Annotated in this window: 23 protein-coding genes; all 23 read left to right on the forward strand. The window is 38.7% G+C overall.

Annotation, left to right across the window (positions count from 1 at the left end; genetic code table 11):
* Positions 1-56 precede the first annotated feature (56 nt).
* The 23 genes from V2145_RS04130 to V2145_RS04240 all read left to right on the forward strand — a co-directional run bounded on the left by V2145_RS04130 (position 57) and on the right by V2145_RS04240 (position 25,811).
* A complete protein-coding gene (locus V2145_RS04130; RefSeq protein WP_094912534.1) occupies positions 57-1,136 on the forward strand; it encodes a BMP family lipoprotein in 1,080 nt (359 codons plus the stop codon).
* 129 nt (positions 1,137-1,265) lie between these two features.
* On the forward strand, positions 1,266-2,795 hold the full coding sequence (locus V2145_RS04135) for an ABC transporter ATP-binding protein (protein WP_330987343.1): 1,530 nt from the start codon (positions 1,266-1,268) through the stop codon (positions 2,793-2,795).
* Positions 2,789-3,850 carry an ABC transporter permease gene (locus tag V2145_RS04140; protein WP_094912532.1) on the forward strand — a complete coding sequence of 354 codons (1,062 nt, stop codon included), beginning with the start codon at positions 2,789-2,791 and terminating at the stop codon, positions 3,848-3,850. The genes V2145_RS04135 and V2145_RS04140 overlap by 7 nt, the downstream gene beginning before the upstream one ends.
* Positions 3,847-4,806, forward strand: a complete 960-nt coding sequence (locus tag V2145_RS04145) for an ABC transporter permease (RefSeq protein WP_094912531.1) — start codon at positions 3,847-3,849, stop codon at positions 4,804-4,806. Before V2145_RS04140 ends, V2145_RS04145 begins: the two co-directional genes overlap by 4 nt.
* 399 nt (positions 4,807-5,205) lie before the next feature.
* Positions 5,206-6,501: an EF-P 5-aminopentanol modification-associated protein YfmF gene (yfmF, locus tag V2145_RS04150; protein ID WP_330987344.1), complete on the forward strand. Its 1,296-nt coding sequence runs from the start codon at positions 5,206-5,208 to the stop codon at positions 6,499-6,501.
* Complete coding sequence (yfmH, locus tag V2145_RS04155) at positions 6,488-7,771, forward strand: EF-P 5-aminopentanol modification-associated protein YfmH (protein WP_165932587.1); 1,284 nt, start codon at positions 6,488-6,490, stop codon at positions 7,769-7,771. Before yfmF ends, yfmH begins: the two co-directional genes overlap by 14 nt.
* Before the next feature lie 70 nt (positions 7,772-7,841).
* On the forward strand, positions 7,842-8,567 hold the full coding sequence (gene ymfI / locus V2145_RS04160; RefSeq protein WP_094912528.1) for an elongation factor P 5-aminopentanone reductase: 726 nt from the start codon (positions 7,842-7,844) through the stop codon (positions 8,565-8,567).
* A gap of 66 nt (positions 8,568-8,633) precedes the next feature.
* Positions 8,634-8,894 carry a DUF3243 domain-containing protein gene (locus tag V2145_RS04165; protein WP_094912527.1) on the forward strand — a complete coding sequence of 87 codons (261 nt, stop codon included), beginning with the start codon at positions 8,634-8,636 and terminating at the stop codon, positions 8,892-8,894.
* A gap of 380 nt (positions 8,895-9,274) precedes the next feature.
* Positions 9,275-10,081: a DUF3388 domain-containing protein gene (locus tag V2145_RS04170; RefSeq protein WP_090752669.1), complete on the forward strand. Its 807-nt coding sequence runs from the start codon at positions 9,275-9,277 to the stop codon at positions 10,079-10,081.
* A 12-nt stretch (positions 10,082-10,093) separates the two neighbouring features.
* Positions 10,094-11,026 carry a helix-turn-helix domain-containing protein gene (locus V2145_RS04175; protein WP_330987345.1) on the forward strand — a complete coding sequence of 311 codons (933 nt, stop codon included), beginning with the start codon at positions 10,094-10,096 and terminating at the stop codon, positions 11,024-11,026.
* 87 nt (positions 11,027-11,113) lie between these two features.
* A complete protein-coding gene (pgsA, locus tag V2145_RS04180) occupies positions 11,114-11,698 on the forward strand; it encodes a CDP-diacylglycerol--glycerol-3-phosphate 3-phosphatidyltransferase (protein WP_094912525.1) in 585 nt (194 codons plus the stop codon).
* Positions 11,699-11,711: 13 nt separating this feature from the next.
* Positions 11,712-12,950 carry a competence/damage-inducible protein A gene (locus V2145_RS04185; RefSeq protein ID WP_094912624.1) on the forward strand — a complete coding sequence of 413 codons (1,239 nt, stop codon included), beginning with the start codon at positions 11,712-11,714 and terminating at the stop codon, positions 12,948-12,950.
* Positions 12,951-13,201: 251 nt separating this feature from the next.
* Entirely contained in the window at positions 13,202-14,239 is a 1,038-nt protein-coding gene (recA, locus tag V2145_RS04190; protein WP_094912524.1) for a recombinase RecA, read from the forward strand.
* Positions 14,240-14,520: 281 nt separating this feature from the next.
* Positions 14,521-16,080: a ribonuclease Y gene (gene rny, locus V2145_RS04195; RefSeq protein ID WP_025908598.1), complete on the forward strand. Its 1,560-nt coding sequence runs from the start codon at positions 14,521-14,523 to the stop codon at positions 16,078-16,080.
* Between the two features lie 59 nt (positions 16,081-16,139).
* Complete coding sequence (locus V2145_RS04200; protein WP_094912523.1) at positions 16,140-16,937, forward strand: TIGR00282 family metallophosphoesterase; 798 nt, start codon at positions 16,140-16,142, stop codon at positions 16,935-16,937.
* 235 nt (positions 16,938-17,172) lie between these two features.
* Positions 17,173-17,433 (forward strand): stage V sporulation protein SpoVS, encoded by a 261-nt coding sequence (gene spoVS, locus V2145_RS04205; RefSeq protein WP_003181955.1) that lies wholly within the window; start codon positions 17,173-17,175, stop codon positions 17,431-17,433.
* Between the two features lie 78 nt (positions 17,434-17,511).
* Complete coding sequence (locus V2145_RS04210) at positions 17,512-18,426, forward strand: dipeptidase (RefSeq protein WP_131888178.1); 915 nt, start codon at positions 17,512-17,514, stop codon at positions 18,424-18,426.
* 179 nt (positions 18,427-18,605) lie between these two features.
* The gene (locus V2145_RS04215; RefSeq protein ID WP_330987346.1) at positions 18,606-20,363 is read left to right on the forward strand and encodes a 2-oxoacid:acceptor oxidoreductase subunit alpha; all 1,758 of its coding nucleotides are present in this window, start codon (positions 18,606-18,608) and stop codon (positions 20,361-20,363) included.
* Positions 20,350-21,216 carry a 2-oxoacid:ferredoxin oxidoreductase subunit beta gene (locus V2145_RS04220; protein WP_094912520.1) on the forward strand — a complete coding sequence of 289 codons (867 nt, stop codon included), beginning with the start codon at positions 20,350-20,352 and terminating at the stop codon, positions 21,214-21,216. Before V2145_RS04215 ends, V2145_RS04220 begins: the two co-directional genes overlap by 14 nt.
* A gap of 160 nt (positions 21,217-21,376) precedes the next feature.
* A complete protein-coding gene (tdh, locus tag V2145_RS04225) occupies positions 21,377-22,420 on the forward strand; it encodes an L-threonine 3-dehydrogenase (protein ID WP_094912519.1) in 1,044 nt (347 codons plus the stop codon).
* A gap of 19 nt (positions 22,421-22,439) precedes the next feature.
* A complete protein-coding gene (locus V2145_RS04230; RefSeq protein ID WP_330987347.1) occupies positions 22,440-23,618 on the forward strand; it encodes a glycine C-acetyltransferase in 1,179 nt (392 codons plus the stop codon).
* A 230-nt stretch (positions 23,619-23,848) separates the two neighbouring features.
* Entirely contained in the window at positions 23,849-25,378 is a 1,530-nt protein-coding gene (miaB, locus tag V2145_RS04235; RefSeq protein WP_094912517.1) for a tRNA (N6-isopentenyl adenosine(37)-C2)-methylthiotransferase MiaB, read from the forward strand.
* A gap of 1 nt (position 25,379) precedes the next feature.
* The gene (locus tag V2145_RS04240) at positions 25,380-25,811 is read left to right on the forward strand and encodes a RicAFT regulatory complex protein RicA family protein (protein WP_094912516.1); all 432 of its coding nucleotides are present in this window, start codon (positions 25,380-25,382) and stop codon (positions 25,809-25,811) included.
* The last annotated feature ends 33 nt before the right edge of the window (positions 25,812-25,844 follow it).

The following is a 25,844-nucleotide window of genomic DNA, read 5'->3' on the forward strand; positions in this document are numbered from 1 at the left end:
GCGACGAACGTGAAGTAGCATTACAATTCTTTTACACTATTTTGGGGGTTAATAAAATGACAAAACGTAAATATGGAATGGCTTTATCACTTATGTTAGCGGCAGGTACACTACTAAGTGCCTGTGGATCTAGCGACTCAGAAGGCGGAAGTAGTGAAAAATCAGCTTCAGATTTCAAAGTAGGGATGGTTACAGATACTGGCGGAGTTGATGATAAATCATTTAACCAATCAGCATGGGAAGGTCTTACAAAATTCGGTAAAGAAAATAACTTAGAAGAAGGTACAGGCTATAAATATTTACAATCGGCTGAAGCTGCTGAATACCAAAGCAACTTATCAACGTTTGCTGAAGCAGGCTATAACCTTACGTACGGTATCGGTTTCTTACTGAAAGAAGATATCAAAAAAGTGGCTGGTCAATATCCAGAATCACATTTTGCGCTAGTTGATGACACATTAAAGTCAGAAAAATTAGATAACGTTGCAAGCATTCTATTTAACGAAGAGCAAGGTTCGTTCTTGGTAGGTGTTGTTGCAGCTAAACAAACAGCAACCAATAAAATCGGCTTTGTTGGTGGAGTAGAATCTCCGTTAATTAAAAAGTTTGAAAACGGATTTAAAGCAGGTGTTAAAGCTGTAAACCCAGATGCTGAAGTAGTTGTTCAATACGCAGAAGATTTCAATGCGCCAGAAAAAGGTTCAGCGATTGCATCAACAATGTACAGCCAAGGTGCTGATATTGTTTATCACGCAGCAGGTGGTACTGGTAACGGAGTGTTTACTGAAGCGAAAAATCGTGCGAAAAAAGGTGAGAAGGTTTGGGTAATCGGTGTAGACCGTGACCAGCACCAAGAAGGTATGCCAGAAAACGTAACACTAACATCAATGGTAAAACGTGTTGATATTGCGGTTGAAGAAGTTGCAAAACAAGCAAAAGACGGCAAGTTCCCTGGTGGAGAAGAAGTAGTATTTGGACTTCAAGAAGATGCGGTTGGTATTGCTCCAACTATGGATAATGTAACGGACGAGTCAAAAACAGCTGTTGAAGAGTACAAACAAAAAATCTTAGATGGCGAAATTAAAGTACCAGCAACGGATGATGCATATAAAGAGTTTGAGAAAACTCTTAAATAATTCTTCATATCAAAACAGGATAGGTATGAAAAAAGGCTAGTGAACCACTAGCCTTTTTCATAGCCTTTAAGATGATGAGAAATTCAAGATAATAGACTTTACTCTAGATACAAATAGGGAGTGAACATAGTGGAATATGTAATTGAAATGCTAAATATTCGTAAAGAGTTTCCGGGTATCGTAGCGAATGATGACATTACACTCCAAGTGAAAAAAGGAGAAATCCATGCTTTACTAGGTGAAAATGGCGCAGGGAAATCAACGCTGATGAACGTTCTTTTTGGGCTTTATCAACCTGAAAAAGGCGAGATAAAGGTGAAAGAAAAAGCTGTTAAAATTACGAATCCGAATATTGCAAATGACCTAGGGATTGGGATGGTTCACCAGCACTTTATGCTTGTGCAAAATTTTACAGTTACTGAAAACATTATCCTTGGTAATGAGCCGACAAAAGCAGGAAAAATCAACATTGCAAAAGCTGCTAAAGAGATTGAAGCACTATCAAATCAATATGGGCTTTCTGTTGATCCATATGCGAAAATTGAAGATATTTCGGTTGGTATGCAGCAACGTGTCGAAATTTTAAAAACACTATATCGTGGTGCAGATATTTTAATCTTTGATGAGCCAACAGCCGCTCTTACACCTCAAGAAATCACAGAATTAATTGAAATTATGAAGCGTTTAATTAAAGAAGGAAAATCCATTATTTTAATTACTCATAAATTAAAAGAAATTATGGCGGTTTGTGACCGCTGTACAATTATTCGCAAAGGTGTAGGGATTGGAACAGTAACGGTTTCTGAAACCAATCCAGATGAATTGGCGTCCTTAATGGTTGGACGTGAAGTGCATTTTAAAACGGAAAAGAAAACAGCAGAACCGAAGGATGCTGTGTTAACAATAGATGGCTTAGTAGTGGAAGATGCCCGCGGAGTAGCAGCTGTTAATGATCTATCGCTAACTGTCAGAGCGGGTGAAATTGTAGGAATTGCAGGAGTAGATGGTAATGGGCAAACAGAACTAATTGAAGCCCTCACAGGTCTTACAAAAATCAAATCAGGTGCTATCACGCTAAATGAAAGTGACCTGACAAAGCTATCGGCACGTAAAATTACTGAATCAGGTGTAGGACATATTCCTCAAGATCGCCATAAGCATGGTCTTGTCTTGGACTATACAATCGGTGAAAATATCGCACTTCAAACGTACTATAAAGAGCCAATGTCTAAAAGGGGTATTTTGAACTATAAAGAAATTTATCGAAAAGCCAAAGCACTCATTGCAGAATATGATGTTCGCACACCGAGTGAATATACACAAGCGCGAGCTCTTTCTGGAGGAAACCAGCAAAAAGCCATTATTGCTCGTGAAGTGGACCGCAGTCCTCAGTTGTTAATTGCAGCTCAGCCGACGCGTGGATTGGATGTAGGAGCAATTGAGTTTATTCACCGTAAGTTAATTGAAGAGCGTGATAAAGGAAGAGCGGTTCTTCTTGTGTCTTTAGAACTGGATGAAGTTATGAATTTAAGTGATCGTATTGCTGTTATCTACGAAGGAAAAATTGTAGATATCGTAAATCCAAACGAAACAAATGAGCAGAAGCTTGGATTGTTAATGGCAGGCGGAAAGCGTGAGAAAGCAGGTGAAACATCATGAAATGGCTAAGAAATGAGCGAACCATCCACATTCTAATTCCGATTATCTCGGCAATTTTAGGATTGCTTGCTGGTGCAATCATCATGGTTCTTGGGGGCTATGATGCGGTGAAAGGCTATGATTCTTTATTTAATGGTATGTTGGGTAGTCCAAAAGCTTTAGGTGAAACTATTCGTGCAATGACGCCCCTTGCTTTAGCAGGTATTGCTGTAGCATTTGCTTACAAGACAGGCTTATTTAATATTGGAGTAGAAGGTCAGCTTCTTGTTGGGTGGTTAGCGGCAGTGTGGGTAGGCTACGCTTTTGAACTTCCATCTGTTATTCATATTCCACTCGCAATCCTTGCAGCAGGTATTGCTGGTGCATTATGGGCCTTTATTCCTGGTTATTTAAAAGCTCGCTTTCATGTTCATGAGGTTATTGTCTCCATTATGATGAACTATATTGCCCTTTATACAACAAGCAGTATTATCCGTGAATTTTTGTATGCAGGGAATGAAAAGTCATACAACATCAATGAGTCAGCGTCATTAGCATCTTCATTTTTAGCTGAGGCAACGAACAATTCTCGTTTGCACTATGGGATTATTGTAGCGTTTTTAGCAGCTTTTGTAATGTGGTTCCTATTAAACAAAACCTCAAAAGGCTTTGAACTTCGTGCTGTTGGGTTTAATCAGCATGCTTCTAAATATGCAGGAATGAATGTGTCTCGCAACATCATTCTTTCTATGTCAGTATCTGGTGCATTTGCAGGATTAGCCGGTGCGATGGAAGGGCTTGGTACATTCCAATATATGAATACTTTTACGTCATTTACTGGAACGGGATTCGATGGAATTGCTGTTGCCCTTTTAGGAGCTAATAGTGCAATTGGTATCTTGCTTGCTGCATTTCTATTCGGCGGTCTACAAACAGCGGCACCACAAATGAACTTTATGGCGGGAGTGCCGTCAGAATTAATTGAGATTGTTATCGCTCTTATCATTTTCTTCGTGGCGTCCAGTTACCTTATTCGTTGGATTATTGGTCGTTTAAGTAAAGGAGGAGCACAATGAGTTTCTTAGACGTTTTAATTATAATTATTCCAGCTGCGCTGTATTCTGCAGCACCGCTTATTTTTACAGCATTAGGTGGAGTGTTTAGTGAGAAGTCTGGTGTTGTAAATATCGGACTGGAAGGTCTTATGATGTTTGGTGCATTTACAGGAATTGTTTCAACGCTACTTCTTCAAGACTCATTGGGAGCATGGGCACCTTGGGTTTCAATTTTAATTGCAGCAGGGGTTTGTGCAATCTTTTCACTTATTCATGCAGTAGCAAGTATTACGCTTAAAGCAGATCAAGTAGTCAGCGGGGTTGCACTCAACTTCTTAGCTGGAGGTTTGTCTATCTTTTTAATCAAGAAAATTTTTGGAAAAGGACAAACAGATTTTATTCAATTTCGTATTGATAAAACAAGCATTCCTTTCCTATCTGATATTCCGATTATTGGTAAGCTGTTTTTCTCAAATGTTCCAATTACATCATATTTAGCGATTTTGCTAGCTTTCGTTGTATGGTATATCATTTACAAAACGCCGTTTGGGCTGCGTCTTCGCTCTGTAGGTGAACATCCAATGGCTGCGGATACGATGGGGATTAAAGTTATCACAATGCGATATGTGGGCGTTATGTTATCGGGTGTGTTAGCTGGTATTGGTGGTGCTGTATATGCGACGTCAATCGCAACAAACTTCTCAGCTGGAACCATTTCTGGACAGGGCTTCTTAGCACTTGCAGCCATGATTTTTGGAAAATGGCACCCAATTGGTGCGATGGGAGCAGCTCTCTTTTTTGGGTTAGCACAATCTTTAAGTATTACAGGAGCACAAATTCCAGTTATTCAAGATATTCCAACTGTTATTTTAACGATTGCTCCTTACGTCTTGACAATTTTAGCGTTAGCTGGATTTGTTGGTCGAGCAGAGGCACCAAAAGCACTTGGTACGCCTTATGAAAAGGGAAAAAGATAATAAAACTATTTTCAAGAACAAAGGTTTGTAATCTGCCTTTGTTCTTTTTAAATTCGCACAAAAAAAGTAAAGGATTTTATCAAAAAAAATGTAGACAAAAAGAAATTAAAAAAGTTTGCGGTAAAGAAAGAAGGAATCTTACGCAATCATGTGGTGAAAAGGGATGGGGATTATTAGAATTCTATTTTTTATAGCACTATTCAAGAAGAATGACAACACATTAAAGAAGAGTTGAAGATAAGAATATATGACAAATGAGATCTTGTATAAAAGGTGTTTCCTTGAAAATCTTTCCTCTAATTAGATATAGTGAAGGTAAGACTAAAAACGGCAAAATAAACTAAAAATAAAGGTATTGTGTTGTTTTTAGCAAACTTACTATTAAAAGGAGGTATCTTGATGAAATTATTGACTGAACAAAAGCACGAATTGAATGGCCTGACGCTGCATACAATCCCAACTACAAAGTATAAAACCAATACGTTTATTCTAAAATTAAATGCTCCATTGGATGAAAAAACGGTGACAATGCGAGCTCTTTTACCTTATGTATTACAAAGTGCTACAGAATCTTTTCCAACCACAACACAGCTGCGTACATATTTAGATGAACTATATGGTGCAACTCTTCAGGTGGATTTGACAAAAAAGGGTGATAATCACGATATAACTATTCGGATTGATATAGCGAACGAAAAATATTTAAAAGACTCAACTCCTCTTCTTCAAAAAGCACTTGCACTGCTTGGTGAAATTCTATTGAAGCCGGCAACGGAGGAGGGAGCTTTCTTAAATGACGCAATGGAAAAAGAAAAGCGATCGCTTCGACAACGGATTCAAGCTGTATTCGATGATAAAATGCGCTATGCAAATCTTCGCTTAGTTGAAGAGATGTGTAAAGAGGAACCTTACTCTCTGCATGTTAATGGTCGAATTGATGATATTGAATCCATTACAGCAGATAAGCTCTATGATTATTATCAGCATGTATTAAAAGAAGATGCTATTCACCTCTATGTTATTGGTGATTTTCATGAACAAGAAGTAAAAAACACGGTTGAGCAAGCGTTTAATTTACCACAACGTCAACCCAAAAAAATTGAACGCTCAATTACGGAAAAAGAAATTACCAATGTGAATGAAGTGATAGAAAAGCAAGAGGTAAAACAAGGTAAATTAAATATTGGCTACCGTACAAACGTTGTATATGGAGATCGTCAGTATTTTGCCCTACAGGTGTTTAACGGTATATTTGGCGGGTTTTCTCATTCAAAGTTGTTCATTAACGTTCGTGAAAAGGCAAGCTTAGCTTACTATGCTGCATCACGAGTTGAAAGCCATAAAGGTCTTCTGATGGTTATGTCAGGAATCGATGCAAAAAACTATGACCAGGCTATAACCATTATTAAGGAACAAATGGAAGAAATGAAGAATGGCTCGTTTACTGATAGTGAAATCGCTCAAACGAAAGCAGTTATTCATAATCAACTGTTAGAAACGGTAGACACACCACGAGGTCTGGTTGAAGTTATGTACCATAATGAACTAACAGGGAAAAGTATTTCGGTTGATGAATATCTAAAACAAATCGATGCAGTATCAAAACAAGAAATTGTGAAGGTAGCTGAAAACATTGCGATGGATACAGTTTATTTCTTAACAGGAAAAGGCGGTGAAAACAATGGAGAAAATTGAATTTTCTCAGCTGAAAGAACAGCTTTATCATGAAAAAATGGATAATGGATTAGAGGTTTATATTTTACCAAAGCCTGAGTTCAACAAAACGTTTGCCACGTTTACTACAAAATATGGTTCCATTGACAATCAATTTGTTCCGCTCGGAGAAGATGAGATGATTAAAGTTCCTGATGGAATTGCGCATTTTCTTGAGCATAAGCTGTTTGAAAAAGAAGATGGTGATGTCTTCCAACAGTTTAGCAAGCAGGGTGCGTCTGCCAATGCATTTACATCATTTACGCGCACAGCGTATTTATTTAGCTGCACGTCTAACTTTGAACAAAATTTAGAGACGCTTGTAGACTTTGTTCAAGAACCATATTTCTCTGAAAAGACAGTCGAGAAAGAAAAAGGAATTATTGGACAAGAAATTACGATGTATGATGATAATCCAGACTGGCGCTTGTACTTTGGAACAATTCAAAACATGTATAAAAATCACCCTGTTAAAATTGACATTGCTGGTACCATTGAGTCCATTTCCCACATTACAAAAGATTTGCTTTATACGTGCTATGGAACATTTTATCACCCGAGCAATATGCTACTATTTGTGGTAGGGCCTGTTGATGCAGAAAAGGTAATGACTCAAATTCGTGAAAATCAAGCTAAAAAAGATTATGAAGATATGCCTGAAATTACTCGTCATTTTGATAAAGAGCCAGAAACGGTAGCGGAACAAAAACAGGTATTAAACATGCCTGTCCAAGCCTCCAAAGCTATGGTTGGCTTAAAAACAAGAAAGCCTGAACGTTCCGGACAAGATATGCTTCGCCACGAGCTTGCAATGAATATTGTACTTGATCTTGCATTTGGAAAAAGCTCTTCTTACTATGAAGATCTGTATAAAAATGGGCTCATTGATGAGACATTCTCATATGACTATACCGAAGAAAGTGGCTTTGGATTTGCGCTAATTGGCGGAGATACAGAAGATCCAAATAAGTTTTATGGGAGAATTAAAGAGATTTTATTTGAAGTGAAATCTAAAGGTTTACAAGAAGATGAGTTAGAACGAGTAAGAAAGAAGAAAATTGGAGAATTTTTGCGAGCTTTAAATTCTCCAGAGTTTATTGCTAATCAGTTTACCCGCTATGCATTTAATGATATGAATTTATTTGATGTTGTAGATACGCTTGAAAAGCTTACAGTAGACGACGTGAAGCATGTAATGAATGATATGATTCAAGAAGAAAGCTTTACTGTATGTGAGGTTGTACCGAAATAAGTGATAAGATAGTATATGAAAAGCTGACGTTAAGTCAGCTTTTTTATTGGATAATACAAGGAGAATCAACATGGAGAAATATGCGCTAATTACAGGAGCGAGCGGAGGAATTGGCAGTGCTATTGCCGAGAAAATGGTAAAGGAAGGATACGGAGTAGTCCTTCATTATTATCAAAATGAAGCAGCGGTGAACAAACTAGCTAGTTACCTTCGTTCCTACACGGATAATATTATGGTGGTGCAAGGAGATTTGTCTTCAAAAGAGGGGGTTGATCACTTTTTATCGACTCTTGTTGTACCGGTAGATCTGCTTATTTACAATGGTGGTCAAAGCTTATCAGCATTAATGATGGATGTGACAGATGAGCGTATTGAAGAAATGGTTTATCTGAGCGTAACCGCTCTTTATCGAATTGCAAAATTTGTTCTCCCTAAAATGATTCAGAAAAGAACTGGGAATATTATCGTTATCTCATCTATCTGGGGATTGGAGGGAGCTTCTTATGAAGTGCTGTATTCAACGGTGAAAGGGGCTCAGAATACTTTTGTCAAAGCGTTAGCTAAAGAAGTTGCGCTAAGTAAAATTCGAGTGAATGGAATTGCGCCAGGAGCTATTTTGACAAATATGCTATCTGATTATACACAAGAAGACCTTGAAATGATGGAGCAGGAAATTCCGATGGGACGCATTGGAAAGCCTTCAGAAATTGCCGATGCAGTTGCTTATTTAGCTTCTGATCAATCCTCTTATATAACAGGACAAATTTTATCAGTAGATGGTGGTTGGCATACATAATAACGCGAATAAAAAAGAGGAAGGTGTACAAACTATGATATGAATAAACCTTAAGGAGGGCTACTCATGTCAGTATTAGACAATTGGGGTAACTGGAAAAACTTTTTAGGCGATCGCTTACATCATGCTCAAAACGAAGGAATGAACAACGAGGTAATCAACGACTTAGCATATCAAATTGGTGGCTATCTAGCGAACCAAGTTGACGCAAAAAACGAACAAGAAAAAATATTAGCAGACTTATGGAGCGTTGCTTCAAAAGAAGAGCAACATGCAATTGCTAATATGATGGTAAAGCTTGTTCAAAATAACGGTTCTGCTAATTAATGTAAAGATGTTAATGAAGCGAACAAAAGAAGGAGTCGACTCAAATTTGTTTGAGAAACGACTCTTTTTTATTTATAAATAATTCACTCATAAGCAAAGGTAGAAAGTACAGCGCTTACAATAAGAACATTTACATAAGAAATAGGTTTTACACTTTATAATTTAATGAAAATCATTTATATTTAAATTATGTGAAAAAAGGGGAAACATAACAGCGAGCGCCATTTTAGAAACTCGCATTTTTAACATATCTAATAACAGCTTCTCCGAGTGGTGTTTGAGGTGATTTGTTAATCGTTCTTCAAGCATTTTTGTGCTGTGAATGAGTGTTTTGCTATGTTCATTCTATTATTGGATTAGGTTTAGACGGAACAAATGGGATGAGGAGGGGTTTCGTGAACAAAATTGAGTGGTACTTAGAATATCAAATACAGAAAAATCGACCTGGTTTATTGGGAGACATCTCGTCTCTTTTAGGTATGCTGGCAATTAACATTGTTACAATTAATGGGGTAGATGACAAAAGGCGTGGCTTGCTATTACGGTGCGATTCCCATGAGCAAATTGAACGGCTTGAATCTATTTTGAAAACAATGGATAATATTGTTGTGACAAAGATGCGTCCTCCAAAGCTACGAGATCGTTTAGCTGTTCGTCACGGTCGTTATATTCAACGAGATGCTGATGATAAAAAGACATTTCGTTTTGTGCGAGACGAACTTGGCTTGCTAGTGGACTTTATGGCAGAGCTTTTTAAACAAGATGGTCATAAATTAATTGGCATCAGAGGAATGCCTCGCGTTGGTAAAACGGAGTCGATTGTTGCTGCTAGTGTTTGTGCGAATAAGAGATGGTTATTTGTGTCATCAACGCTGTTAAAACAAACAATTCGCAGTCAACTAATTGAAGATGAGTATAATTCTAATAACATCTTTATTATTGATGGTATTGTATCAACAAGAAGGGCGAATGAAAAACACTGGCAGCTCGTTCGTGAAATTATGAATGTGCCTGCAACAAAGATTGTTGAGCATCCTGATGTATTTGTACAAAATAGTGAGTATACGCTGGATGACTTTGCGTATATCATTGAATTACGAAATGATCCAGATGAAGAAATTACATATGAAGTCATTGAAGGATCGCAAATGTTTCCAAACGGTGGATTATCCATGTTTGATTTTTAGCATAATTGGTAGGTGTTAATATTGACAGAGTTAGGGCAAAGGTTAAGACAAGAGCGAGAAAATAAAGGGATGTCGCTAGAAGATTTACAAAAAAACACAAAAATTCAAAAGCGCTATTTGATTGGTATTGAAGAAGGTAATTATGATGTCATGCCAGGGAAATTTTATGTGCGAGCGTTTATCAAGCAGTATTGTGAAGCTGTAGGGTTGAACCCCGATGACATTTTTGATCAGTACAAAACGGATATTCCAACGACTCAAACCGATGATATTCCACAGCCTTTATCTCGTGTTCGCAGTCGAAAAGAAATCCCCCAAAATACGAAAGCATCAAAAGCAGCAGATTACTTACCGACGATTTTAGTAGTTGCTGGTGTGCTGGTAGTCGGAATTATCATTTGGGTGATTGCTCAAAATATTGTATCCGGTCGTCAAGAAGATCAAGTTGCAAATACTGAACAAACAAATAACGAAGTGCAACAATCCCAAGAGCAGCAAGCATCTAATGAATATCAAGCTGCAAAAGAAGCGGCAGAAAAAGAAAAGGCAGAAAAAGAAAAAGCTGCTAAGGAAGACGAAGAGAAAAAAGAAGAAGAAAAAGAAGAAACACAGCAAGCTTATAAAGAAGTTCAAAAGTCAGGTCACAACGGAACGTATGAGTTGTCTGGAACAGATGAGTTTAAGCTAGAAGTATCGTCTACTCAAGCTGATACATGGTTGGATGTGAAAAATGGTAAGGGGAATTCATTTTATAATGCCATGTTGAAAAATGGTGAAACAAAAGAATTCGACTTAACAAAAGAAAGTGAAGTTCGAGTGAATATTGGCTTCTCACCAGGGGTACAATTAAAAATTAATGGCCAAGACGTTAGTTTACCATTTGATGCTAACCAACAAATTAGACAAGTTGTAACGATTAAATATGAGCCGGAAAAAGCTCAATAACTAGCTTAAAAGTATTAAAAATGGTTAAGTCGTGCCGACAACAGTTTGCACGACTTCCGTTTTTGTATGTAATTGGAGGAAACAATAGTGAATTTACCAAATAAGATTACAATCTCTCGAATTTTTTTAATCCCACTTTTTTTAATTTTAATGATGGCACCATTACCTTTTGGCGAAGTTAGCGCTGCTGGAATGGATGTGCCAATTGCTCATCTACTAGGGGCAGCGTTATTTATTATTGCGTCTACAACAGACTGGATCGATGGATACTACGCTCGTAAATATAATTTAGTTACAAACCTTGGGAAATTTTTAGATCCGCTAGCAGATAAGCTATTGGTTTCAGCAGCGCTGATTGCTATTGTAGATTTGGACTTGATTGCCGGTGCAGGTTGGGCTGCAATTATTATTATTAGCCGTGAATTTGGAGTAACAGGCTTACGTTTAGTTCTCGCTGGAGAAGGAGAAGTCGTTGCTGCAAATATGCTAGGTAAAATTAAAACGTGGACACAAATTATTGCTATTTCAGCTATTTTACTTTATAACTTACCTTTTGAATTTGTGTCATTTCCATTTGCAGCAATTGCCCTGTGGATTTCTGTTGTATTTACAGTAATTTCTGGATGGGATTACTTTGCAAAAAACAAGCAAGCATTTGTTAATTCAAAATAATGGGGATGATTTGATGAACGCGGAAATTATTGGAGTAGGTTCAGAGCTTTTGCTAGGCCAAATTGCCAATACAAACGCGCAGTACCTATCTAAAAAATTTGCAGAGCTTGGTATTAATGTATACTATCATACGGTAGTTGGCGATAATGAAAGCCGATTAAAAGAAGCTATTTTGACCGCTCAAAAGCGTGCGGATTTGATTGTATTTACGGGCGGGCTTGGTCCGACAAAAGACGACCTTACCAAAGAAACAATTGCTTCAGAACTAGGTGTCTCACTTGTAACAGATCACAAAGCGCTTGAAAGTATTGAATCGTACTTCGAAAAAACCAATCGAACAATGACGCCTAATAATAGGAAGCAAGCAATTGTACTTGAAGGTGCAACAATACTGCCAAACGATTATGGAATGGCACCGGGAATGGGTATTACGGTGAATGGTATTGACTACATGTTGTTTCCTGGTCCGCCAAAGGAACTTTATCCTATGTATGAGTCGTATGGACAAGCATATTTAGCAGAAAAGCTAGATATAAAAGAGCAAATTGAGTCTCGTGTTTTACGTTTCTTTGGAATTGGAGAGTCTCAGTTAGAAACAGATATTGAAGATTTATTAGATGCACAAACAAACCCAACCATTGCACCGTTAGCTGCTGATGGAGAAGTAACGCTTCGCTTAACGGCTAAGCATGAGGATGTGGCCGAGGCCCATCGAATGCTTGATGAAGTAGAAAAGCAGATTATGAATCGTGTAGGAGAGTTTTTCTATGGATATGACCTGACGTCTCTACAAGCAGAGCTCATTGCTACGCTTCAAGAACAACAAGTGACGGTTGCTTCAGCTGAAAGCTTAACTGGCGGCTTGTTCAGTGGGACGCTGACAAGCATTCCTGGATCTGGAGATGTTGTAAAAGGGAGCATCGTTGCTTATCAAACCGAGATAAAGCACCACGTATTACATGTAGCAAAAGAAACCCTAGAGCGAGACGGAGCAGTTAGCAAGAGGTGCGCAGAAGAAATGGCCGTTGGTGTGAAAAAACTGACAGGCTCTGATATTGGCATTAGTTTTACAGGCGTCGCTGGTCCGTCTAAGCAAGAAGATAAGGAAGTTGGTACAGTTTATATTGGTATAGCTTTTAAAGATGAGAAAACACGCGTATATCCGTTAAAGCTTACGGGCAGTCGTGATGGTATTCGTAAACGTACTGTGAATTATGGAAGCTATTATCTTTTACAACTTCTGAAACAGTGATATATTGAAATGGTTTAGTCCCTCCTTGTATATAAGGAGGGATTTTTCCTTCACAAATATTCACTTTTTTCTTTTAATATAGTCCCAGCCTTCAAAATAAAAAAATCGAACATTTATTCGCTTTTTGCTTGTCAAATGACTTGAAAGCGAGTATAGTTATGTATAGAAAGTTAATTAAAACGTCATTGCTACTACAACGTAGTAATCTTAAATTATAAAAAAAAGCAAGCAAGTATAGAGGAGGAAATCGAGTGAACGATCGTCAAGCAGCCCTTGATATGGCTCTAAAACAAATTGAAAAGCAATTTGGTAAAGGTTCAATTATGAAATTAGGAGAGCAAACTGAACGTAAAATTTCAACTGTGTCTAGTGGTTCTCTAGCGTTAGATGTTGCGCTTGGTGTAGGTGGATATCCGCGAGGACGTATTATTGAAGTTTATGGTCCAGAAAGTTCTGGTAAAACAACAGTTGCACTTCATGCAATTGCAGAAGTGCAACAGCAGGGCGGACAAGCAGCGTTTATCGATGCTGAGCATGCGCTAGATCCGGTTTATGCACAAAAGCTGGGTGTTAATATTGATGAGCTTCTTTTATCACAGCCTGATACAGGTGAACAAGCTCTTGAAATTGCTGAAGCGTTGGTTCGTAGTGGAGCGGTTGACATTCTAGTTATTGACTCTGTTGCAGCACTTGTGCCTAAGGCTGAAATTGAAGGTGAAATGGGAGATTCTCACGTTGGTTTACAAGCTCGTTTAATGTCTCAAGCACTTCGTAAGCTGTCAGGTGCTATTAATAAATCGAAGACAATTGCTGTTTTCATTAACCAAATTCGTGAAAAAGTTGGCGTTATGTTTGGTAACCCTGAAACAACGCCAGGTGGACGTGCGCTTAAGTTTTACTCTTCAGTGCGCCTTGAAGTTCGTCGTGCTGAGCAGTTGAAGCAAGGTAACGATATTGTGGGAAATAAAACAAGAATTAAAGTTGTCAAAAACAAAGTAGCACCACCATTCCGCGCAGCTGAAGTGGATATTATGTACGGAGAAGGAATTTCGAAAGAAGGAGAAATTTTAGATATTGCTTCTGATTTAGATATCGTACAAAAAAGTGGAGCTTGGTATTCTTATAACGAAGAACGTTTAGGTCAAGGCCGTGAGAATGCGAAACAATTCCTAAAAGAGAATATTGATATTCGCCAAGAAATTGCTGGTCAAGTTCGTGAATATCATGGATTAGATGAAGCGGCAGAGCAAATGCCTGAAGACGATGGTCAAGATGAATTGAAAATTTAATGGCATTTCTTTTGCTTAAAAAAGACTCTTTTTTAAAAAAGGGTCTTTTTTTTGAAAAAAATGTTAATCATAGTGATAGCAAGCGCATGAATTTTCGTGACATAGCATTTTCATAGGCTTGACAATAAAAATGGACAGACTTACAATTAAGATGTATATTTTCCCTTTTTAAAACATTTTAGCGTTTAAAAGCCTTTGTGTGTATATTGAAAGGTGAAGACGATATACATGCCGACATGAAATTAAAAACTTACAAGTTTATAGCAAGGGGAGGTGAAATGATGGATATAATTACAATCATCTTCGCTTTGCTTGGCCTAATCGTCGGTGCAGTTGTTGGCTTTTTTGTTTGTAAATCGATTGCTGAAGCTAAGGTTGCGGGAGCAAAGTCAAATGCAGAACAAATTATCGATGATGCAACCCGTGAAGCGGAAGCTTTGAAAAAGGAAGCTTTATTAGAAGCGAAAGATGAAATCCATCAGCTTCGTACAGAGGCAGAACTAGATATTCGTGATCGTCGAGCAGAACTTCAAAAACAAGAAAATCGATTAATGCAAAAAGAGGAAAATCTTGATCGTAAAGACGAGTCACTTGATAAACGTGAAGCGGCACTTGAAAAGAAAGATAATTCTCTTACTGTTAAACAACAGCATATTGAAGAGATGGAAAGCAAAGTTGAAGAATTAGTCAAGGCTGGTCAAGCGGAACTAGAACGCATTTCAGGCTTAACGAGAGACGATGCACGAGCGATTATTTTAGATCGTGTTGAAAATGAACTTTCCCATGATGTTGCGATGATGGTGAAAGAAACAGAAAATCGTGCAAAAGAAGAAGCAGATAAAAAGGCTAAAGAAATTCTTTCGCTTGCGATTCAGCGTTGTGCAGCAGATCACGTAGCTGAAACAACGGTTTCAGTTGTTAACTTACCAAACGATGAGATGAAAGGTCGAATCATTGGTCGAGAAGGTCGAAATATTCGTACATTAGAGACATTAACAGGTATTGATCTTATTATTGATGATACACCAGAAGCAGTTATTTTATCAGGTTTTGACCCTATTCGCCGTGAAACGGCACGTATCGCCTTGGACAAACTTGTTCAGGATGGACGTATTCACCCAGCTCGAATTGAAGAGATGGTTGAGAAATCTCGTCGTGAAGTAGATGAGTATATTCGTGAGGTTGGTGAACAGACGACGTTTGAAGTTGGAGTTCATGGCTTGCATCCAGATTTAATGAAGATACTAGGTCGTTTGAAATTCAGAACGAGCTATGGTCAGAACGTCTTAAAACATTCGATGGAAGTTGCTCATTTAGCTGGATTGATGGCTTCTGAACTTGGTGAAGATGCTACGCTTGCGAAGCGTGCAGGTTTGCTTCACGATATTGGAAAAGCAATCGACCACGAGGTAGAAGGAAGCCACGTTGAAATTGGCGTCGAGCTAGCTACGAAATATAAAGAGCATCCGGTTGTTATTAATGCAATTGCTTCACACCATGGTGACACAGAACCGACATCAATTATTGCTGTTCTAGTTGCTGCAGCAGATGCGTTATCAGCTGCAAGGCCGGGTGCTAGAAGTGAAACGTTAGAAAACTACATCCGTCGCTTAGAAAAGCTTGAAGAAATTTCTGAGTCTTATGAGGGTGTTGAAAAATCATTTGCTATTCAAGCAGGACGTGAAGTCCGCATTATGGTTAAACCAGATACGATTGGTGACTTAGAAGCGCATCGCTTAGCGCGTGATATTCGCAAACGCATAGAAGATGAACTAGACTATCCTGGTCATATTAAAGTAACAGTAATTCGAGAAACACGAGCTGTTGAATACGCGAAATAAGTAAAATAAAGTGGCGATTGCCACTTTATTTTTTTGAGTCAGAAATAAGGAGCTAAAAGATGAGAATTTTATTTATTGGAGACGTTGTTGGTTCTCCAGGCCGAGATATGGTAGAAGAATATTTACCACGATTAAAGAGAAAATATGCGCCAGGCTTAACAATTGTAAATGGTGAAAATGCTGCGTCTGGAAAAGGAATTACGGAAAAAATATATCGGGCATTTTTACAAGCTGGTGCAAATGTAGTCACGCTTGGTAATCACGCATGGGATAAGCGCGAAATCTTTGATTTCATTGATGATGCTAAGAACTTAGTGCGTCCAGCGAATTTCCCAGAGGGAACGCCTGGAAAAGGAATTACATATGTAACCTACAATCAATATGAAGTAGCTGTTATTAACTTACAAGGTCGAACGTTTATGGCCCCCCTTGACTGCCCGTTTAAAAAGATTGATGAGTTAATTGAACAAGCAAAGCAACGTACGCCAATTATTTTTGTTGATTTTCATGCCGAAACCACAAGTGAGAAGCAGGCGATTGGCTGGTATGTAGATGGTCGCGTAAGTGCTGTAGTTGGAACTCACACGCATGTTCAAACAGCTGATAACCGTATTTTACCTCAAGGAACTGCATATATTTCAGATGTTGGAATGACAGGTCCTTATGATGGTATATTAGGCATGGAGCGAGAAGCAGTAATGAAGCGTTTCTTAACATCGCTTCCAGTTCGCTTTGAAGTTCCAAAGGAAGGTCGAACGCAGCTGAGTGGAGTTATTATTGACCTTGATGAGAAAACAGGTCAAGCTAAAAAAATTGATCGGATTTTAATTAATGATGATCATCCTTTTTTTGAATAAATGAGATAAAAAAAGTGGTATGTTTCTGTGGAGGCGTACCGCTTTTTTTGTCGTTTTACTGAGCGAAAAAGAACAAAGATTAGCGAATATGTACAAACGACAAGTTTTTAAACAATTAGAGAAAACAAGCAGGAATACGTTTACTATTTCGTGAATATAGTATCATTGAAATCAATTAAGTCATTGGTCTAATGATCTCTCATCATACATTGTAAAGAATAAGGAGGAGTTAGATATGGAAATTTTAAAGGTTTCGGCGAAGTCTAACCCGAATTCAGTTGCTGGTGCTTTAGCCGGAGTATTGCGCGAACGTGGTGCAGCTGAAATTCAGGCGATTGGCGCTGGTGCACTAAATCAGGCAGTAAAAGCAGTCGCAATAGCTCGAGGTTTTGTAGCGCCAAGCGGTGTCGACTTAATCTGTATTCCTGCTTTTACCGATATTCAAATTGACGGGGAAGAACGGACAGCGATTAAACTCATCGTTGAACCTCGTTAATCATAAAATGGACGGGACCTGCTAGGTATAACCTAGCAGGTCTTTTTTGTAAATAATAGATTGAAAGGAGTAGAGGAAATGATTTTCGATGCGCATTGTGACGTGTTAGCCAAGTTATGGTGGAATCAACATTTATCTGTGGAAAATAGCCCGAACCTCCATACAACGATTGATGGAATGAAGCAAGCAGGTGGTAAAGTACAAATATTTGCTATCTTTATTCCAGAAGCTGTTCCAGCAGAGCAGCAGTTTGACGTGGCTCTTGAAATGGTGCAGCTCTTTAAAAAGCATATTATTAGCTCTCCGAACGTTAAGTGGATTCGATCACAGGAGGATATTGTACGTTTAGGGAAGAAAGAAATAGGCGCAATGCTTAGTTTAGAAGGGTGTGATGCTATTGGAGTTCATCTCGTTCGTTTACAAACGCTATTTGCTTTAGGGGTTAGGTCAGTAGGTCTGACATGGAACTATGCGAATGCGGCATGCGATGGTATTCTAGAACCACGTGGTGCCGGTTTGTCTAGCTTTGGCAAAGAGATTGTAAAGGAAAATAATCGTCATAAAGTCTGGACCGATGTTTCTCACTTATCAGTGCAAGGCTTTTGGGATGTATTAGAAGAATCGGATTTCGTTGTCGCAACTCATTCAAACGCGTATTCACTGTGTTCGAACCCGAGGAATTTACGCGATGATCAAATTGATGCCTTACTGAAAAAAAAGAGTGTTATTGGCATTACCTTTGTCCCGCAGTTTTTAACGGATAAAAATGAAGCGACCGTGGATGATGTATTAAGACATCTGGATTATATATGTAGCAGAGGAGGAGAGTATTCAGTTGGATTTGGCTCAGACTTTGATGGTATTGATCAAACAGTAGTAGGACTAAGTAAATTTAAAGATTATCACAATCTAATTAACCAACTACATAAGCATTATTCAGCGGACCAAGTGCATCGATTTTTATTTTCAAATTTTGTGCAACGATTACCATAATGAACCTAGTAAATACGGTAAAAATATAAATCTGTGAATTATGTGGAAAGGGTTGCATTTTAGCGCATGTGGGAATAGAATTGTAGACGGATTAAGAAACTTAGTATTTTATTGCTCACTTTTAGAATGATTTCATTAGAAAGAAGAGCAATCTTGACAGAATAAAAGGAGTGGCTTAGATGGTAAAGCAGCTTTCATGGAAAGTTGGCGGTCAGCAGGGTGAAGGAATCGAAAGTACAGGTGAAATTTTCTCAACTGCCTTAAATCGATTGGGATACTATTTATACGGCTATCGTCATTTTTCTTCACGTATTAAAGGTGGACATACAAACAATAAAATTCGTGTAAGTACAACGCAAGTGCGTTCTGTATCAGATGATTTAGATATTTTAGTAGCGTTTGATCAGGAAACAATCGATGTGAACGTACATGAGCTTCGTCAAGGTGGCATTGTCATTGGAGATGCGAAGTTTAAACCAGCACTTCCTGAAAACTGTACAACAGCAACGTTGTATTCCGTACCGTTTACCGAAATTGCAACTGAACTTGGAACGTCTTTAATGAAGAACATGGTAGCAGTAGGAGCGTCAAGCGCTGTTTTACATATTGATACAAATGTATTCGAAGAAGTAGTATTAGAGATTTTTGGTCGCAAAGGACAACAAGTTGTTCAAAAGAATATGGAAGCTATTAAACGAGGCGCAGAATATATTCGTGAGCAGCTTGGTGAGAATTTAGAAACGATGAGACTTGAACCAGCAGATGGACAAAAGCGTATGTTTATGATTGGAAATGACGCTATAGCTTTAGGTGCTGTAGCAGGTGGAGCGCGCTTTATGCCTGCATATCCAATTACGCCTGCATCAGAAATTATGGAGTATTTAATTAAAAAGCTTCCGCAGTTTGGCGGTACGGTTATTCAAACTGAGGATGAAATTGCAGCGTGTACAATGGCAATTGGTGCAAACTATGCCGGCGTTCGTGCCTTAACAGCATCAGCGGGTCCTGGGCTATCTCTTATGATGGAGTCAATTGGTCTTGCAGGGATTACAGAGCAGCCAATCGTTATCATTGATACACAGCGTGGAGGCCCAAGTACAGGATTGCCGACAAAACAAGAACAATCCGACTTAATGGCAATGATCTACGGCACTCATGGTGAAATTCCGAAAATCGTGATGGCGCCAAGTACGGTTGAAGAAGCCTTCTATGATACAATCGAAGCATTTAACCTAGCTGAAGAATACCAGTGTCCTGTTATTATGCTGACGGATTTACAACTTTCACTTGGAAAACAATCTGTGAATCCTCTAGACTATAGTCGCATTCAAATTCGCCGAGGAAAGCTTCAAAACGATGAGCTTCCTGAGCTGGAAGCGAAAGAATACTATAAGCGTTACGAAGTGACAAAAGATGGCGTTTCTCCTCGCGTTATTCCTGGTATGAAAAATGGTATTCATCACGTCACAGGAGTTGAACATGATGAAACAGGAAAGCCTTCTGAGTCACCAATTAACCGTAATAACCAAATGGATAAGCGTATGAGAAAGCTAGACAACATTCAGTTTAAAACACCAATTCATCTACATTCAGATGAAGTTGATTCAGATGTCTTATTCGTTGGCTTTAATTCAACAAGAGGGGCAATTGAAGAAGCGATGGAGCGTTTAGAAGCAGACGGACTTCGCGTCAACCATGCGCATATTCGCTTGATTCATCCGTTCCCTGCTGATGAAATTCTTCCTTATGTAAATGGAGCGAAGAAGGTCGTTGTAGTGGAAAATAACGCTACGGGCCAATTAGCCAATATTTTAAAGATGAATGTCGGTAATCACCATAAAGTGCAGAGTATCTTAAAGTATGATGGAAATCCATTTCTACCGCAAGAAGTCTACGCAAAAAGTAAGGAGATGTGCTTGATTAATGGCAACGTTTAAAGATTTTCGTAATAGTGTAAAACCTAACTGGTGTCCAGGGTGTGGAGATTTCTCGGTTCAAGCAGCAATTCAACGTGCATCGGCCAACGTAGGACTAGAACCACATGAACTAGCAGTTATTTCTGGTATTGGATGCTCTGGGCGTATTTCTGGTTACATTAACTCATACGGATTTCATGGTATTCATGGACGTGCGCTACCAATTGCGCAAGGTGTGAAAATGGCTAATCGTGATTTAACGGTTATTGCTTCTGGTGGAGATGGCGATGGATTTGCCATTGGTATGGGGCATACTGTTCATGCAATTCGCCGTAATATTGATGTGACATATATCGTAATGGATAACCAAATTTATGGCTTAACAAAAGGGCAAACATCTCCTCGTAGCGATGTAGGCTTTAAGACAAAGAGCACGCCGGAAGGTTCGATTGAATCATCTTTGTCTGTTATGGAACTTGCTTTAACATCTGGTGCAACTTTTGTGGCACAGAGTTTTTCAACTGATTTAAAAGAGCTTACAAGTTTAATTGAACAAGGTATTCAGCATAAAGGGTTTTCTTTAATTAACGTATTCAGCCCATGCGTAACGTATAACAAAGTGAATACGTACGATTGGTTTAAAGAGAATTTAACAAGCCTTAAAACAATTGAAAACTACGATCCATCAAATCGTATGCAAGCGATGCAAACATTAATGGAACACAATGGATTAGTAACAGGGTTAATTTATCAAAATGCTAACCAACCTTCTTATCAGCAGCTTGTGCATGGTTATAGCGACCAGCCACTTGCTGATTCTGATTTAATGATGTCGGAAGAGAAATTTAAAGAACTTGTAGCTGAATTTATGTAAATGAAAAAACCTTCTTGATGAGTCAAGAAGGTTTTTTTTGATATTTTTTCTCTCGTGGTGACATATGTATATGTGGAGAGGACTCGCTTATTTACCTAAATTTAAAAAGGTGTTAATATATTTGTGATGAAAGCGTTTTTATAAAAAGGGGATGTGCACCATGGGTGGAAAAATGAAAGCGTTGATAAAGGATAAGAGGGGATTTGGAGCTGCTTTAACTGAAGTTGATATTCCATCAATTGCAGAAGACGAAGTATTAATTAAAGTGAAAGCAACTTCAATTTGCGGTACAGACGTTCATATTTATAAATGGGATAAATGGGCATCTTCACGCGTCAACCCTCCTTATGTGTTCGGTCATGAATTTTCGGGAGAAGTTGTTCAAGTTGGTCAAAATGTAGCGAGCGTACAGATTGGGGACTCTGTTTCGGCTGAAACGCATATTGTATGTGGACGGTGCATGCAGTGCTTGTTAGGTAACGCTCATATTTGTCAAAAAACAAAAATTATTGGTGTTGACCGAATGGGCTGCTTTGCTGAGTATGTAGCTGTACCAGCTCAAAATATTTGGAAAAACCCTAGTCACTTATCTCATGACGTTGCATCTTTGCAGGAACCGCTTGGAAATGCAGTTCATACAGTTTTAAATGATAGTATTGCAGGTAAATCTGTCTTAGTAATAGGATGTGGGCCTATTGGTTTAATGGCCGTAGCCGTTGCAAAAGCTTCTGGAGCATCTCTTGTGGTAGCGATGGATGTGAATGAGTATCGCTTGAGCTTGGCTAAGGACCTTGGAGCTCATGTTGCCCTTAATCCTCTTGATGGAGATCCGATAGAGGTTGTCAATAAGTTGACAAGTGGTAATGGTATAGATGTTGTCTGTGAAATGTCAGGCCAGTCCACAGCAATGAATCAAGGATTTAAGATGGTTGCAAATGGGGGAAGAGTATCTATTTTAAGTTTACCAACGGCACCTGTTTCCATTGATGTGACGAATGATATTGTATTTAAAGGGGTAACAGTTCAAGGCATTACAGGGCGTAAAATGTTTTCAACTTGGTATACAGTTTCTAATTTATTGGCAGGAAATCAGTTGAATATGAACGAACTAATTACGCATCGTTTGCCACTAGAAGATTATGAAAAAGGCTTTGAGCTCATGATGGAAGGAAAATGCGGGAAAGTTGTATTCATTTTAGAATAGTTGAAAGGGGAAAGGTCAAATGAGAGGGTTTGAATTTTTAGATCAAGAGCTACAGGAAATGAAAAAAGCAGGTACTTTTCGCAACCTAATACCAATTGAGTCTGAACAAGGATCAAAGGTGCAGATTAATGGGCAGACGCTTATTCAGCTATCGTCAAACAATTATTTAGGATTAACATCTCATCCTAAAATGAAGAGCGCAGCTATTGAAGCAGTTCAGAAATATGGTGCCGGTACGGGATCTGTGAGAACCATTGCAGGAACATTTTCTATGCACGAGGCACTGGAGAAAAAATTAGCGAAATTTAAGCATACGGAGGCAGCGCTTGTATTTCAATCTGGTTTCACGACGAATCAAGGCGTGCTTTCATCCATTTTAACAAATGAAGATGTGGTGATTTCTGATGAACTAAATCATGCATCCATTATTGATGGAATTCGATTAACAAAAGCTGCTCGTAAAGTATATAAGCATGTGAATACGGAGGATTTGGAGAGAGCGCTTAAAGAATCAAAAGACTATCGTAAACGGATTATCGTAACGGATGGTGTATTCTCAATGGATGGTAACATTGCACCGCTTCCTAAAATTGTTGAGTTAGCTGAACAATATGATGCTCTTGTGATGGTAGACGATGCTCATGCCTCCGGAGTGCTTGGTGAGAATGGTCGAGGTACAGTCAATCATTTCGGTTTGGATGGACGCGTTCATATTCAAGTAGGGACGCTCAGTAAAGCAGTTGGTGTTCTTGGTGGTTATATTGCGAGCTCTCAGACGTTAATTGATTATCTCATTCACAAAGGCCGACCGTTTTTATTTAGTACTTCTCATCCACCGGCAGTGACGGCTGCATGCAGTGCGGCTATTGATGTCTTGCTTGAAGAGCCGGAGCTCATTGAGACACTATGGGAAAACACAGCCTTCTTTAAAAAAGGGTTGTCTGAGCTAGGTTTTGATATCGGGCACAGCGAAACGCCTGTTACACCCGTTATTATTGGTGATGAAGCATTAACGCATAAGTTTTCAGAAAAGCTAGCAGAAGCAGGTGTCTTTGCTCAAGGGATTGCGTTTCCAACGGTTGCTAAAGGAAAAGCTAGAATTAGAACAATCGTAACGGCTCAGCATACAAAGGATGAATTAACAGCTGCTCTTACTGCTTTTGAAAAAGTAGGAAAAGAGTTAAAGATTTTAGTATAAACGTCAAGAAAATACTGCACCCCGCAGTATTTTCTTTTTTACAGGTGAAGGGTATGTTATTGTGTTCAATAGATGAAAGTTATATACTAATATAATGTGATTCTGTTTCATTTTTTTGTATGAATAAAGACAAAAAATAAAAACATGAATGGCATTTTTTTTACGAGTTTATCAAGAAACACATAAAAATGAAAAAATTAGTAAATGTGCACGTTGAAAGGAGCTTTTACATGAACGAAAAACAACGTTTAGAAAGTGGACAAGTAACTCCAGCGGACAAAAAATCCGAGAAGGATTACAGTAAATATTTCCAAACAGTATATATGCCACCTTCTTTAAAGGATGCAAAAAAGCGTGGTAAAGAAGAGGTTGCTTATCATAACGACTTTTCTATTGAAGAGCGTTTCAAAGGTATGGGACAAGGCCGTAAGTTTTATATTCGTACATACGGCTGTCAAATGAACGAGCATGATACGGAAGTAATGGCAGGGATTTTCTTAAGCCTAGGCTATGAGCCAACTGACTCCGTTCAAGATGCCCATGTTATTTTATTAAATACATGTGCCATTCGCGAAAACGCTGAGAACAAAGTTTTTGGTGAGTTAGGCCATTTAAAGGCTTTAAAGCGTGAGCGTCCAGACTTACTAATCGGAGTATGTGGCTGTATGTCACAAGAAGAATCCGTTGTTAATAAAATCTTACAAAAGCATCAGCATGTTGATATGATTTTCGGAACACATAACATTCATCGTTTACCTCATATTTTAAATGAAGCATACATGGCAAAAGAAATGGTGATTGAAGTATGGTCGAAAGAAGGAGACGTTATTGAAAACCTTCCTCGTGCAAGAAAAGGCAGCATCAAAGCATGGGTTAATATCATGTACGGCTGTGATAAATTCTGCACGTACTGTATCGTTCCTTACACTCGTGGTAAAGAGCGTAGCCGTCGTCCGGAAGAAATCATTCAAGAAGTGCGCCACTTAGCCGCTCAAGGTTATAAAGAAATTACGCTGCTTGGTCAAAACGTAAATGCATACGGAAAAGACTTTGAAGATATGGAATACGGTCTAGGTGACTTAATGGATGAGATTCGTAAAATTGATGTTCTGCGTATTCGCTTTACAACAAGTCATCCACGTGACTTCGACGATCGTTTAATCGAAGTGTTAGCAAAAGGTGGAAACCTAGTTGATCACATCCATCTACCAGTTCAGTCAGGTAGCTCAGATATTCTGAAAATCATGGCACGTAAGTACTCACGTGAACACTACCTAGAGCTTGTTCGCAAAATCAAAGAAGCAATTCCAACAGCGTCTCTTACGACAGATATTATTGTTGGCTTCCCTAATGAAACGGATGAACAGTTTGAAGAAACGTTATCACTATACCGTGAAGTTGAATTTGATAGTGCTTATACGTTCATCTATTCTCCTCGCGAAGGTACGCCAGCTGCTAAAATGAAAGACAACGTGCCAATGGAAGTGAAAAAAGAGCGTCTTCAGCGTTTAAATGCGCTTGTAAACGAAATTTCTGCGAAGAAAATGCAGGAATACGAAGGTCGTGTTGTCGAAGTATTAGTGGAGGGTGAAAGTAAGAACAACCCAGATGTGTTAGCGGGCTATACTGAAAAGAATAAGCTTGTAAACTTTGTAGCACCACAATCAGTAATCGGTCAAGTTGTAAAAGTGAAAATTACAAAAGCTAAGACATGGTCTTTAGATGGAGAGATGGTAGAAGAAGCAGCAGAGGTGAAGTAAAATGTCGCAGTATACAAAAAGTGATGTGATTGCTAGAGCGAAAGAGCTTGCAAAAATGATTTCTGAAACGGAAGAAGTCGAATTCTTCAAGCGTGCAGAAGCTCAGCTGAACGAAAACCAAAAGGTTCGCGAAAAAATTGCGAGCATTAAAAGTTTGCAAAAACAAGCGGTGAACTTTCAGCACTATGGAAAAACCGAAGCGTTAAAGCAAGTGGAAGAAAAAATCGATCGAATTCAAGCTGAGCTGGATGAGCTGCCAATTATTCAGCAGTTTCAAGATTCTCAGGTTAATGTTAATGATTTGCTTCAGCTTGTCGCGAGTACAATCTCAAATACAGTCACTGATGAAATCATTGTGGCAACAGATGGTGACTTACTTCGTGGTGAAACAGGCTCAAAAGTCCGTAACACTCCGGGGGCAAGCTGCCATTAATAAAAAACTCCTAGCGGAAGGGACTGACCCCTG

Origin of the sequence: Priestia sp. GS2 (assembly GCF_036409025.1) — a bacterium.
GTDB lineage: Bacteria > Bacillota > Bacilli > Bacillales > Bacillaceae_H > Priestia > Priestia aryabhattai_A.

Excerpts from the sequence above, each read along its gene's own strand:
- V2145_RS04130 (WP_094912534.1), top strand. The coding sequence starts at position 57 with ATGACAAAACGTAAATATGGAATGGCTTTATCACTTATGTTAGCGGCA.
- V2145_RS04145 (WP_094912531.1), top strand. The coding sequence starts at position 3,847 with ATGAGTTTCTTAGACGTTTTAATTATAATTATTCCAGCTGCGCTGTAT.
- yfmF (WP_330987344.1), top strand. The coding sequence starts at position 5,206 with ATGAAATTATTGACTGAACAAAAGCACGAATTGAATGGCCTGACGCTG.
- yfmH (WP_165932587.1), top strand. The coding sequence starts at position 6,488 with ATGGAGAAAATTGAATTTTCTCAGCTGAAAGAACAGCTTTATCATGAA.
- ymfI (WP_094912528.1), top strand. The coding sequence starts at position 7,842 with ATGGAGAAATATGCGCTAATTACAGGAGCGAGCGGAGGAATTGGCAGT.
- V2145_RS04165 (WP_094912527.1), top strand. The coding sequence starts at position 8,634 with ATGTCAGTATTAGACAATTGGGGTAACTGGAAAAACTTTTTAGGCGAT.
- V2145_RS04170 (WP_090752669.1), top strand. The coding sequence starts at position 9,275 with ATGAGGAGGGGTTTCGTGAACAAAATTGAGTGGTACTTAGAATATCAA.
- V2145_RS04185 (WP_094912624.1), top strand. The coding sequence starts at position 11,712 with ATGAACGCGGAAATTATTGGAGTAGGTTCAGAGCTTTTGCTAGGCCAA.
- rny (WP_025908598.1), top strand. The coding sequence starts at position 14,521 with ATGGATATAATTACAATCATCTTCGCTTTGCTTGGCCTAATCGTCGGT.
- V2145_RS04200 (WP_094912523.1), top strand. The coding sequence starts at position 16,140 with ATGAGAATTTTATTTATTGGAGACGTTGTTGGTTCTCCAGGCCGAGAT.
- spoVS (WP_003181955.1), top strand. The coding sequence starts at position 17,173 with ATGGAAATTTTAAAGGTTTCGGCGAAGTCTAACCCGAATTCAGTTGCT.
- V2145_RS04210 (WP_131888178.1), top strand. The coding sequence starts at position 17,512 with ATGATTTTCGATGCGCATTGTGACGTGTTAGCCAAGTTATGGTGGAAT.
- V2145_RS04215 (WP_330987346.1), top strand. The coding sequence starts at position 18,606 with ATGGTAAAGCAGCTTTCATGGAAAGTTGGCGGTCAGCAGGGTGAAGGA.
- V2145_RS04220 (WP_094912520.1), top strand. The coding sequence starts at position 20,350 with ATGGCAACGTTTAAAGATTTTCGTAATAGTGTAAAACCTAACTGGTGT.
- tdh (WP_094912519.1), top strand. The coding sequence starts at position 21,377 with ATGGGTGGAAAAATGAAAGCGTTGATAAAGGATAAGAGGGGATTTGGA.
- V2145_RS04230 (WP_330987347.1), top strand. The coding sequence starts at position 22,440 with ATGAGAGGGTTTGAATTTTTAGATCAAGAGCTACAGGAAATGAAAAAA.
- miaB (WP_094912517.1), top strand. The coding sequence starts at position 23,849 with ATGAACGAAAAACAACGTTTAGAAAGTGGACAAGTAACTCCAGCGGAC.
- V2145_RS04240 (WP_094912516.1), top strand. The coding sequence starts at position 25,380 with ATGTCGCAGTATACAAAAAGTGATGTGATTGCTAGAGCGAAAGAGCTT.